This window comes from Carboxylicivirga sediminis, from assembly GCF_018156225.1.
In the GTDB taxonomy this organism is placed as follows: Bacteria; Bacteroidota; Bacteroidia; order Bacteroidales; family Marinilabiliaceae; genus Carboxylicivirga; species Carboxylicivirga sediminis.
In genome coordinates this window covers 125,537-138,648 of record NZ_JAGTAR010000010.1, presented here as the reverse complement: position 1 = coordinate 138,648, position 13,112 = coordinate 125,537, and the positions used below count along the sequence as shown (strand labels likewise).

6 protein-coding genes are annotated in these 13,112 nt (G+C 40.2%); all 6 read right to left on the bottom strand.

Going from position 1 to position 13,112, the window contains the following annotated elements:
- Positions 1-53: 53 nt before the first annotated feature.
- The 6 genes from KDU71_RS08620 to KDU71_RS08595 all read right to left on the bottom strand — a co-directional run bounded on the left by KDU71_RS08620 (position 54) and on the right by KDU71_RS08595 (position 13,043).
- Positions 54-191: a hypothetical protein gene (locus KDU71_RS08620; RefSeq protein WP_212189679.1), complete on the bottom strand. Its 138-nt coding sequence runs from the start codon at positions 189-191 to the stop codon at positions 54-56.
- Between the two features lie 795 nt (positions 192-986).
- On the bottom strand, positions 987-2,612 hold the full coding sequence (locus KDU71_RS08615) for a tetratricopeptide repeat protein (protein ID WP_212189678.1): 1,626 nt from the start codon (positions 2,610-2,612) through the stop codon (positions 987-989).
- A gap of 278 nt (positions 2,613-2,890) precedes the next feature.
- Positions 2,891-3,322 carry a DUF4625 domain-containing protein gene (locus KDU71_RS08610; RefSeq protein ID WP_212189677.1) on the bottom strand — a complete coding sequence of 144 codons (432 nt, stop codon included), beginning with the start codon at positions 3,320-3,322 and terminating at the stop codon, positions 2,891-2,893.
- Between the two features lie 86 nt (positions 3,323-3,408).
- Entirely contained in the window at positions 3,409-11,058 is a 7,650-nt protein-coding gene (locus tag KDU71_RS08605) for a S8 family serine peptidase (protein ID WP_212189676.1), read from the bottom strand.
- 28 nt (positions 11,059-11,086) lie between these two features.
- Entirely contained in the window at positions 11,087-11,239 is a 153-nt protein-coding gene (locus tag KDU71_RS08600; RefSeq protein ID WP_212189670.1) for a hypothetical protein, read from the bottom strand.
- 205 nt (positions 11,240-11,444) lie between these two features.
- Positions 11,445-13,043: a tetratricopeptide repeat protein gene (locus KDU71_RS08595; RefSeq protein WP_212189662.1), complete on the bottom strand. Its 1,599-nt coding sequence runs from the start codon at positions 13,041-13,043 to the stop codon at positions 11,445-11,447.
- Between the last annotated feature and the right edge of the window lie 69 nt (positions 13,044-13,112).

Genomic DNA, 13,112 nt, shown 5'->3' with positions numbered 1-13,112 from the left:
ATTTATACAATAAATGTGATTATTGGCACCCTCGGATAATTATCCTTCAGGCATTATTTGGATTTCGTTAGTTTATGTGCGTTAGCTTCACGCTTGGTATTAATGGCATCCAATATTTTTTTCAGTGCCTCACTTTCTAATCGTTTCTTGGCAATTAGCTTCTCAATCTCTTTATCTTTTTTATCGTTCATACTCCTTGTGTCAGCTGATGAATTGACTCTGATTTTTACATGACGACAAGTTTATAGGATATGAAAACAGGAGGTGATATTGGTGTCCACTTAATACAACTACAAACACTGATAAATAAACACTCAGCAGCTTTTTTTCACTACCTCAACGGTACTACAAAAACCAATATTGATTTAATTATCTGCAGGTTACATTCCGCAAGCCAATGCATTGTCATTAAGTTAAGGGTTTATAGTGCCCAGATACTACCCCAAACCCCTAAAGGGGCTTACCCCTCACGCTGTTCCCTTTAGGGAAGCAAAGGGTGAGTGTGAGGGAGACTCCTAACTTAATGACATTGGCAAGCCAATGGTACACATCGTATTACCCCCTTTAATATTCAAGACCAGAATTGCTTGTTTTCTTTGCCTTTTAAGGGCCCTTTATCCAGAAGTATTTACAATCGAAGAAACTTAATGAGGCATATTCAGAATAGAAGCAGATTGACAGAGTGCCTTTAGTTTATTTGATGAATTAGCTATAGTATGAATGTATTTCCCACATCGGGAAATGCATAGGACTTCACATATAGAAAGAAGGATAACCTGCCATGTATTAATGATAATCTAATAACCCGAGTTCGACATGAATTTTGAACCCGGGTTAATACATGATACGTCCACCTAAAGATTGGATGATAATGAATCGATGCAGCCAAATTCATTAGCAAATCAACTCATATAGAGTCTGATAATAATTGGTCCAACAATGGATAAGACATGCTCAGATGTCTATCGTTGAGTTATTGGTGTAACCTACAGTTCCATTAAAAAATTAACCAGATTAACTTCTTTATTGGTCAAACGCATTTTTTTGCGAATGCGGGTACGAGCTACTTCGATGCTCTTCACACTTTGCCGTGTGATGGCAGAGATTTCTTTACTCGTCATATTTAGCTTAAGGAAAGTACAAATTTTGATTTCACCCGGGGTCAGGTCAGGGGCATGCCCTTTCAGTTTCTTAAAATAATCATCATGAACCTGTTGGAAGCGTATTTCGAATTCTTCCCACATATCCTCTTTGGCCCCTTCCTGAATATCAAGTATAATTTTTTGAATGGCATTATGATTGTCTGCCTTCATTTTCTTTTTGAGCTGCAGCAATCGCTCAGATACATTATTAAGCAGCTCATTCTTTTTAAGCAGATATAACACCGATGAAGCCAGCTCTTTATCCTTGACTACAATATCCTGATTACGCATTTCCAGATCCTTCTCAAGATTCTCATTTTCGAGCCTGACGCGCTTTGCACGATTCTGTGTTAAACGATACAACAATATTGAGATAATTAAGCCGAGCAGTAAGACTGAAATAACCAATATGTAACGAAAATTCCTTTTTTGTTGCTCAGCCTCTTTTACTTTTTGCTCCTTCTCATATTCGTACTTAATCTGAAGCTCTGTTTGTTTCTTTATGGAACTTTCATTTATCAAACTATCATTCAATGCCTTATATTGCTTATACTTATCTAATGCCAGGTCTAATTCACCTTTACTCTCGTATATGGTTGACATATTTTGCAGCGCTGTCAGGCGGGTGAGCATGGCACCAGCCCGATGAGCCAGTTCCAGGGCTTGTCTGGCCACGGCATAAGCATCATCCGTTTGATTGAGCATCAGATAGTACGTGGCCAGGTTATTGTATGACTTGGCCATTCCATTCAGGTCATTAATTTTTTGTCGGCACTTTAACGAGTTGGTTAGATGTCCGTATGCCACCTCCCACTCCCTGGCTTCCAATGATACTTTTCCCAGGTTATTGTAAATGGTTCCTAATGCCTGGTAATCCTCTTTCTCGGTAGCCAGCTTAAGCGCCTTCTGATAGTATTTAATAGCTGTGGCAGTATCATTTTTCTCATCATAAATATTGGCCATACTATTATAAAGTGTATGCACACTTTGCATAGCATCCGTTTTCTCATCTGCATTATTATAGACGTACAGTGCCTTCTCATAATAACTTAAAGCCTGATCGTAGTCAGTAAGCCTATCGAACAGCACCCCCATATTATGATATAAAGTAAAAAGCAAGGTCTCATCATTTAGTTGCTCCACTATTTCAAGACCTGCCAGGTAGTGCTTAAGTGCATTGCTTTTATCGCCTCTGAACACAAGTGCATCTCCCACTTTCTGATATGAGATAGCAATTAACCTGTCATCTTTTAGTTCTTTGGCCAGTGCCAAGGCTTCTTCGGAGTATCGGTAAGCCTGCCTCAAATCATCTGCCCAATAATAGTCAGATAGTTCCCAAAGCGTTTTTACCTTATTACTATCTTGTTTTGCATAGTTAAGCTGAACATTCAGGCTGTCAAGCAGCAGAACATCTTGTCCAAGTACATTCGTTGATAAAATAGCAACAATGCATAATAGTTGAATACGCATAAAGCTTATTGAGATTTTATATTCATGTTCAAATTCCCCATGGCATAGAAAGCAATGCCAATACCTTGACGTATTTTTAATTAAATGGTTGCGTTTTAAATATTATTTAAAGGATGAACTTAATTCGGTCCATTTAGTTCAACTGCATATGACCTTTGCCCTCCAATCTATATTTCAAGGCTAATTCTGAAGTAAAAAGAGTTTCATTAATAGCATCTAAAAACAAAAAATTGAGACAGGCTTAAAACCTGCCTCAACAATATACCTACCTATATAACCTACTCTAAAGTTACATTGAACTTATACGTTGAATAATTGAGGGCTTTGTCAAAAACAGTAAATTCTAACAAATAATCGCCTGACATGATTTCGAAAGGTATAGCCTCTCCAAAAACCTGGTAAGCCGACAACTCACTAACTTTTCCTGTCAGTTCAACAGATTCACTTGCTAACCAGGGATCATTATAACCCTTTAAGCTTTTTAATGAACTGATGGAAATATCAACATGCGACAGTTCATCATTATCCTCAAATACTGCGTTACAAATTAACGATTGCCCGCGCATATATTTCGTTGCCTCTACTGGTGACGAAAAACTGGCTAATGGTGCTGTTGTATCGGCCGGATCATCTTTTGAGCAACTCACCATCAACAGGAGGCAGGTTGCTAAAGTGCAAATCAGGTAGAAATAAAAGATATATAATTTCATAATACTATTTAATTTTTCAAGTTGTAGTTATCGACTGGTTGCAAACAGACATCCACAACCAGTCGAAAAAAATAACTAACTCACATTTATTGCTTTATCACTTTAAATACAAATGTCTGCTGACCTTCAATTAACTCAACAAAATAAACTCCCGGTGTAAGCTCATCAAGCATTATCGTATACTCACTCTGCATTAAGGCATTAACAACCTCATTGGCAAGTACATTACCCGTTGCACTCAATAACCTCACATAAACATCAGTGGTGACATCAGCACCCCATGATACAGTAACATGCTGTGTTGCAGGGTTGGGGTAAAGCATCCAACGACTATTGAGGCTATCATCAATACCGGTGCGATTACGAACAGTAACAATAAACTCATGTACAACAGTAGCACCATGCGGATCTGTTGCTGTTATTGACACAAGCGATTGTCCAATAGTTAATGGATTAAGCATAATACGATTATCGGCAACAAACACCTCAATAATGGCATTATCTTCATTCATCAGCTCGAAGCTTAATTGTTCATTATCCGGATCATTGATAAAATCAATCAGGTTTAATGCAACTACCCCGTTTTCCATGATGACATCCTGCTCAGCAATCTCCTTAGCCACAACAGGTGCCCTGTTATTGTTGATAACATTAACAGTCATAGGTAAGGTAGCAGAATTATTAAAGGCATCAGTGGCCTCTATACTAAACTGATAAACACCTGCCGCTTCGTAACCAGGCTCTATGGTAAGTGCTAACTTGTTGCCCTCAATAACCTGCGTGGTGATGAATTCCGGCATCTGGTTTGGCAGCCAGTCAAATTCATTCCCCTCATGATCAATACCAGCTATCTCAAGTTGCATCACCTCATTTTCAATTACCGACACCTCATCATCAGGGCTGATAATTTCGGGTGCACGGTTACGCAACATGTGCAAGTTGATTTTATCCATGGAATTAAACGGGTCGTTTGAGCTAATGGTAGCTACTGCCCGGTTATCACCATTATCAGCATATATAGCACTGAATAAGAAATCAAGATCAACTACTTGTCCAGCTGGCACAACTCCCTGCATTTGGTTTTGTAGCTCTACCCAAAGGCCTGTTTTATATTCCGCCTCAATAGCTGTTGTCATCCATCCCTTGGTGGCGAAATCAGTACCGCCCAGGTCATACCACACATCAGCAGCATTGTATGAAAAGCGGCCATCAACGGTTTCGCCTATCTCAACAATTCCTTGTGGATATTTAACTGCTGTTGGATATTTAAAGACCACAAAAAATGGTTCATTCGGATAGAAAATCTGCGTCTGTGTCAGCTCAAAGGTGAGCATCTTTCCAATAAAATCGGCTTCTTCGATGGCATGCTGAAAGTCCTCCGTATAGATCACCTCGCATTGAGAGATATATTGAGAACCAGCCAATATTTCAACAGTGATTTTTGAATCCAGCCATTCTTCAGGAGTATACCAGGTTTGAACATGAGTCAGGTTAAAGCCATTCTCAGGTGCCATATAGCGAGTAGCAACACCAAACTGATAGCTACCTCCTAAACCCAGCTTTGATTCTGGTTCGGTAGCATCGGAATAGCTAAGGATTCGATTGTATTCGTCGGCACTATGGGCAGCAGGGGCTATGATTGATTGCTCATGGGTACTTTGTATTAATGCAGGCTTGTCTCCTTCATTAGTTGCCAATGGCGATACAGCCGAAGATATATGCGCGTTTCGCTCATAGTCCATCTTAATGGTATATACCAGATCAGAATTTCCCTGGCTGTTATCCAATACAACGGTATGGGTCTCCACCACATTGTCATCTTGGGCATATACACTGACCAACTCTGCACTAGTGGACATCACCGGCGGTAAAACCGGGCTGGCCGTAAAGGCAATCTCAATATTTGGCATTTCTGCCATATCAGTATTAATTACCAATATATCTGCCAATGGCAACAATGCAGTACCTTCTGCATTTAATGTCTCGTCTGGCATATAGTTGGCCTTTAGCTTCAGCGACGACATTGGCTCTACGTAAAGTGGAATGGCACCCGTCATCCAGTCATAATATGGAAGCATGTTAATATCAACCCATTGCACCATTGGCTCACCCCATCCAGCAGATGCAAGTGTGTAAGCCTGGATTTTATCATAGGTTGAATTCTCTTGTATCATTTTGCTCATCTTCGAGAGGTCAAAACCAAGAATCTCGAAACGTTTGGTGCCTTCATTCTTAATCTCGAACTCAATCTCATAAGCTTTAAACGGCGGTTCATACCATTGTGCATTAGGCTGCTCAACCACCATTGGCGAACCAAAATCAACAGATGATGGTGCAATTGGAACCGCCTCACCAGTCACATTGAAAGTAACCGGTATATCAAACCTACCTGTTCCGGGTGTATTATTAAGCACTCCTAAATTAGTGGTATAAGTACCTGCAAATAGCTCAGCGGCATCTAATGTTGCTACAAAATCCATTGAAGAACCAGGTGCTACAACATGCTTTTCAACTGGTGTAAACACAACCGCTAAATCATCATGGATACGGCTTTCTTCATAGGCTGAGTAAACCACGGCCTCTGTTCCGTCTGCATTCTCTAATCCAGCTTGCGAATAACTGGCCACATGAGTTACCCAGGCATTGTGCCATTCATACTGCAACTTAATATTACCATTGGCATATAGTATAATCTGGCAGGATGTTGGATCGCTCATGCCAAAACCATCAACCATCATATGGTACTGCACAATTAACTTATCATCAGCCACCTGATAATAAATACCTGCATCCTCAAAGAATTCCATATTTGGCCCTGTAAGTCCCCATAATGCAGCTACAAGATTGTTCGGCTCATTGGTACTTGGCATTAATTCACCACCAAACCAGTAATCTTCAGTGTTACTATTAAAGCTTAAAACTCCATTACCACCGACGTAGACAGACGAATAAGCCTGACCATAGAAATTAAACTCAAATGGCAATTCAATCGTTTCAACCCAGTAATTATTATAAATCGTTTCCTCAGGAATTGCTACGCCTGTTTCCACAATGTCAACCCAGTTGTAGTCAGGGCCATTTTCCTCGTCGCTAGTGCTTATATAATAAGTGAAATCTTTTATTTCACTCATTGGAGCCACCTTCTTATCAATCGTCAACCAATCGGCACCCACTGCCGCTACATGCAGGTCATTGCCACCAGTATTTGCAATGGTGAATGGCACAGTCACCTGGTTTCCGGCAGCAACAGTTTCGGTAATAGATGAAACAGAAACATCCATCACAGGTGCTTCAATCACCTCTCCGGTAACAGCAACAATTAGTTCATCTCCTTCGCTGGTTGTAATAACAACATTGGCATTAAATACACCTAATTCACTGGTATTAAACATTACAACATAAGGCAATTTACGGCCAGGTGTTATTTCTTGCGGTGTCACTCCGTCAATGGTAAACTTCACATCGCTTGATACAACTGAATTAATGCTGGATGTAGCGCGGCCATTATTAATTACCCAAACAGGCTGGTTGACAACATCACCCTGAAATACCTGCCCAAAGTTAATAGCTGTCTGGCTCACCTCTACATTAGGAAGTCCGCCTCCTGTAATGTTCATGTCAATGGTGAAAATACCTGGGTTATTCAGGGGATCATTGCTTAGTACCGATAATTTTTCAAGATGACGCTCTACATTTAACACGTCAGTAGATGCTTTGAAAGCTAATGTTACCGATTCTCCAACCTGTATTTTTCCTTGTGGGTTGGTTAGTTCAGTAACGAGCCCCAAACCGGGGTTAACAAAACGAATTACCGTTTGATCGCTTACTACAAAATCAGGTGAATCAATATCTGTGATAAAGTACCCATCGCTTTGCAGCTGATCTTCAATGGCAATAAACGATTGTGACAATGTTCCGGCATCAAGGCCATCCAATGTATTATAAATGAACTCAATATTTCCATTATTATAGATCACAATCTGGAATGATTGTTCGTGCATCAGGCTTTCGCCAGACCACCAATCGAAGCTTTCCCACACCACCTTATCGTACTGAACAACAAACTTATCGCCAAAACTTTGATAGTAGATAGCTCCTCCTTTACTCAAATCATACTGGCGACCCATAACCGAAATAAAACGATCCGGACAATCAGCCAGTTTAAAACTTGGAGGCCATACATTAAATGAACTGTTCTGATCAAAAGTAACCATTCCCCAGTTGGTAATATACAAGCTATTCTCACGTTTCCCGAAGAATGGGAACTCAAAATCCAACTCTACAGGATAGTAGAAATATCCTTTGGTACGGTCATAGTCTTCAACTTTTGTTCCCGTATTGGATATATCGGTCCAAACAAATGGCGGGTTGGGTAATAAGCCTCCCTCATTAATTTGTGCTGCATAACCAAACAGGTGTGTTTTTTCATCAACCGTAACAGTTTGGTCGCTTTCAACAAATGCCGGCAAGAAATATTCTAAGGGATATTTACCAGTGTTAGTAATGGTGAACTCGCCCTGAACCTCATCACCAATTGTCAGATCATCATACGTTAAAGTAGCCGGACTGATTTCCATCACCGGAGGTTCGGCGGCAACACCAAACAGGTTGAAGATGTATTCATCGCCATTGTAATTATAGATGCGTGCAACAGCATTGGCATTACCTGCAGCAGAGGGTTCAAAGACCACATTAAACTGAATACCTGATTTTGCAGCTATCTTGCCCAAATAGTTGGACTTTACTTTAAAATCCGGGTTGGTAATTTCAATATAAGCAGATGAGAAATTTCCTAAGCCTATATTATCAATAGTTACCGGTATTACTTTAGCATTACCCAAAATAACACTTCCACAATCGATAATACTTTCACTCTGCAAATTAAATGGATGCCCGCTTAAGTTAACGCTTGTTGGCACACGCAGCATCGAAGAGTCTGTTTCATTGGTATATACCACTATATTAGAACGGTAAGTTCCATTCACCAACTGTGACATATCCACACTGACATCCACAGTTGAAGCCTCTTCGGCCAATGTCTCACCGGATGATGGCGTAAGACTTAAATATTCTTGCTCTGGCTTTAACTTGCTGATTGGCGTAAATGCCCAAACCACCAGGTTATTATAATAAAGGTCTTCGAAACGAGCCCACGACTTACCCCCATTTAAACTCATGTAACACATCTCGGATAATTCGGGCTGTAACTCAACACCAGCCCCCAGAGGATAACGGTTGCCAGATGGTACATGCACCACTATCCAGAAATGCGTGCCATAAGGGAAAAACAATTGCTCTTCAAGCTGAATATTTGTAAATCCATAGTCACTGGCTTCATCAATCTCTTGAGCATACAGCAACTTTGAGTCCAGTAAATCTGCTCCTTCGCGTATTTCAAGAATCATAGGTCCTCTGACTGGATCGTTGCGCAACAATGCTTCAACATGGGTCATGTTAAACCCCTCTTGTCGTGAAGTAAAAAAACGAATGGCAGCAGAATTGGTATATGAAGTATCCTCCTCTCCAATGTAATACATGCTTCTCCAGGTATCAAAGTACCGGATGTGATCAGTTGTTGTAGTTTGGCTATAGGTGCTGATAGGCATATCTTTGCCTGCCACATAAGTCTGAATATTGGCTTGCTTACTTAAAGACAGCTGCTTAAGGTTAGGATAGCGCAGATTGTTAGCATAGCTATATGCATCTATACTGGAAACATGATGATTCTCTGTCATCCAGCGCAATAGACCTTCTCCTTTATTCAGGATATTAAAATTCATGGATGCCAAAGCAGAAGTGGAGGCGTCAACATCGAAATGCAAACTCTTTGTTGTTGGATCAATCTGAGCATCCGGGCCTGCATTGGTAGTTGCTGTCAATGGATTTGAGAAATCGGAATAGTTACCCCAACGATCAATACTTCGCACAGCAAAATGGTATTCTGTTAAGGCCTCCAAGCCGGGTACTTCAATACTCACTTTTTCACCCGGCTCATTTTCATTACGTAATTGCAAGCTACGGGCAAACTCCAAAGTACTATGGGTAATGGCTTCTTCCGAATAAAGCACTTCAAACTCCCACGGTTTAGTATCATCATTGTCAACCGGCACACTCCACTCTAAAACTGCAAAATCCTGAGCAAGACCCGACATCGATAAATCTGTGATAGCATCAGGCATATCGCCCGTATTGTTTTTAAGCGCCAGTGCAGCGTCAATGGCACCATTACCAAGTTTGCCAACATAGGGCACATTGCCTTCCTGCTCGTAAATATCATTGACGGCTGTTAAAAGATGTCTCTTCAAATCATTATTGGTAAAACTCTCGCTTCCATACTTGGACACTACCAAAGCTGCAATACCAGAAACATGGGGACACGCCATAGAAGTTCCATCCATATAACCATAAGTATTTCCGGCATAACAACTCAGCACACCATTTGAATAACCAGCCTGTGCCTGGTTATCGGTCATATTGGCATCATCGCCAGTGTCGCCACCCGGAGCTGCCAGATCAACCCATGTTCCATAATTGGAATAGGATGCCTTCTCATTGCTCGAACCAAGTGCTGATACAGCAATGACTTCATCGTAATAACCAGGATAAAATTGGCCATCGTAATTATCGTTACCAGCTGCGAAAATAACAACGCCGCCTTTCATAGGACTACCCGCATAGGAGCCGGCCTCCTTAATGAAATAATCAATGGCATCTAAAATGGCTTGCTCGATATAGCCCGGTTGATTGTATCCCCAGCTATTTTGTGAAATAACAGCACCATTATCAGCTGCATAAACAAATGAGTTGGGTAGATTTCCCTGACTAACACCACCAAGTATCTGGCAACTCATAATACGTGCCCCGTCATTATTACCCGTTCCGCCGGCTACACCTGCTACGCCGATACCATTATTATTTACAGCCCCTACCGTACCAGCCACATGCGAACCATGGTGTCCGGGAGTAATATCTCCCATATTGTCGGCAAAGTTAAAACCATAAATATCATCCTTAAAGCCATTACCATCATCATCCACGTTAGGTTCGCCATTTAGCTCGGCTTCATTTACCCACATGGCATCTTTTAAATCCTCATGCTTGACATCAACACCTTCATCATGTATTGATACAATTACGTTATTAGAACCCGCAGTAACCTTCCAGGCCTCAAAAGCATTCATATCTGCTCCTGCTATTCCATTTGTCTGACCAGTATTATTATAGTGCCACTGCATTGGCAGATAAGGGTCATTAAAAGGCATTGAAGCAGCGGCTTTCAATTGCTGGCTCTTATCAATTGTTTTACTGTTCATGGGGTGAATGAGGCTTACCTCGCGAATAGGTTCACAAACCTCAACAGACGCTAAGGCACTGTATGCCTGTATTGCACTCTGCGTTGAAGCTTCATTGGCAATGCTTACTTCATACCAAAGGTGTAAACCATACTTTTGATGTTTGGCTTCGAACCTTGGTGAAAACGGGAATATCCGTTGCATGTTAACAGCCGAAAAACGAGCGTTTAACAGGTCGATATCACTAACACCTGTTGTTACAACCTGCTGCCCGCCCTGGATATTAAGCTGCACACTTTCTAATAAGTGAGGTTTAAGTTTTACTCTGAACGCTCCTTGCAGAACGCCATTCTCATAGTTCTGTGCCTTTGTACTAATACTTAGCAGCAAAGCCAGAACAATCACACCGATGTGATATGAGAATGCATGTAGATTTTTCTTCATGTTCTGTAGTTTAAATTAATACTAGTATTTATCGATTTTGAGATTTTGGTTTATCTTCCAATTCTTTGAGTAGCTTCTTTAGCGCTTTTGTGCGTGCATCGTTCTTAGATAGAAAACTGGAATAATCATCAACTGAATAGTTGCGCTGATTAAGGTTTGTTTTTGCATTCTTCTTGGCCATAGATCATCAATTCACTTTCTTGCAATCAAAAGTAAATACCGCTTATGCAAGCCCGGAATTTACTGCCGGAACACGAATGATACAAGCTGCAAAAGCACCGGATCATTTATGACACAAATAGAAGATTAGGTGCTACATTACCTGCACAAAAAAAGCCACACATCTAATTATGTGACCTTTGGGAATATTTAAACAGAATAGGACTTTAGAACTTATTGAGGAATGCTACCAAACCAACTTCAGTATTGGTAAGCGCTAATTTCTTGCGCAGACGGGTACGGGCCACTTCAATACTTCGTATAGATTGATGGGTTATGGCCGATATCTCTTTCGAACTCATATTTAACCGCAGGAAAGCCGAAAGTTTCACTTCGTTAGGTGTTAAATTGGCAAATTGTTCTCTCAATCGATCGTAAAAATCAGAATGTACCTGATTAAAGCGCAACTCAAACTCTTCCCATATATCGTTATCAAGACTTTGCTGAAGCTCCACCATAATGCTCTGAATCAACTTTTGATTCTCGGGCTTAAAATTACCCAAGGTATCCATTAGCCTGTTCGCCACCTCTTTTATGAGTTCATTCTTACGAACTAGATACATCACATTCGTCGTCAGCTCTTTTCTTTTTAGATGTAAATCGTGTTCCAAATTAGCATTTAGCAGCTTCAGATTCTTCTTCTCCAGCCCTATACGCCTTTCGCGTGCTTTAGATAAAGAAAAAAGTAGTAATAAAAAGGCTGCTACTACAAGTAAGCCTACACCAATAAGGATAGATAAATACCGTTCTTTTTTTAATGTTTCATCCCATTCCTTTTGTCGTTGCTGCAACTTAAAATCGAATTCTGTAGCCTGTCGCTGTTTTTCTGAGTTTTGAATCAACAAGCTGTCATTATATTGATGATATAACTCAAAATAACCATATGCTTTGTTGTAAATATCTTTGGATTTATAATACATCGACAAGGCTTTAGCCGTTTCCGTAATAGACAACCAGGCATTGGCTTTTATTCCAAACTTCAAAGATGTTTTGTAGGCATCTAGTGCTCTGTCCTCTTGATCAACTTCAAAATAATATAATCCCAGCAAAAAGTAACTGGTTGCCAAGCCACTATTATCATTAATTTGTTCCCGGATCTGAACTGACTTTTTTATAAATGGTAATGCATCTGCATGCCGACCCATTTCAATATACAAATCACCAATGTTTTTACTAATCACCCCTATGGATTCATATATTTTGTATGTCACTGCCACATCCAGTGCTTCATGATAATAAACTAAAGCCTGAGGATTATCATTCAATTCATCATATACATTCGCAAGGTTATTGTAGATACCTATAAAAATTTGGGGGTATTGCACTTCTTGCTCTTTGACAGCGCCAGCATCAAATAACTCTTTAGCTTTATGAAAGTGCTTTAGTGCTTTATCGAATTGCTTGATTTGATAGTATATGGCGCCAATATTAATAAGTAAACCAACATATTTAAAGCCGGCCTCCTGCTCCTTTAGCTGACTCAACTCCTTATTAAGATGAGTCAGGGCTTCATTATACTTGCCTTGTTTGATTAATAAGTTAGATATAAATAATTTGGTCTTGGAGTGTAGTTGCTCAATATTGTATTTATCGGCAATCTCACGTACTTTCAGGATATAGTCGTAACTTCTTATCAAGTCACTATATTCGTAGTAAGTCGCCAAATCCAAATAAAGCTCACCGCGCTTTAAGTTATCATCCTCATGCGCAAGAACATTAATTAGACTGTCCAGTTCAGAATTCTGACCCTTAACTGAATGAATCACAAGAAAAAAAATTATTAGCCAAAGAGTTTGATACATGGTTTTTATTCTATGAAGCAGTGGTTATTTTGA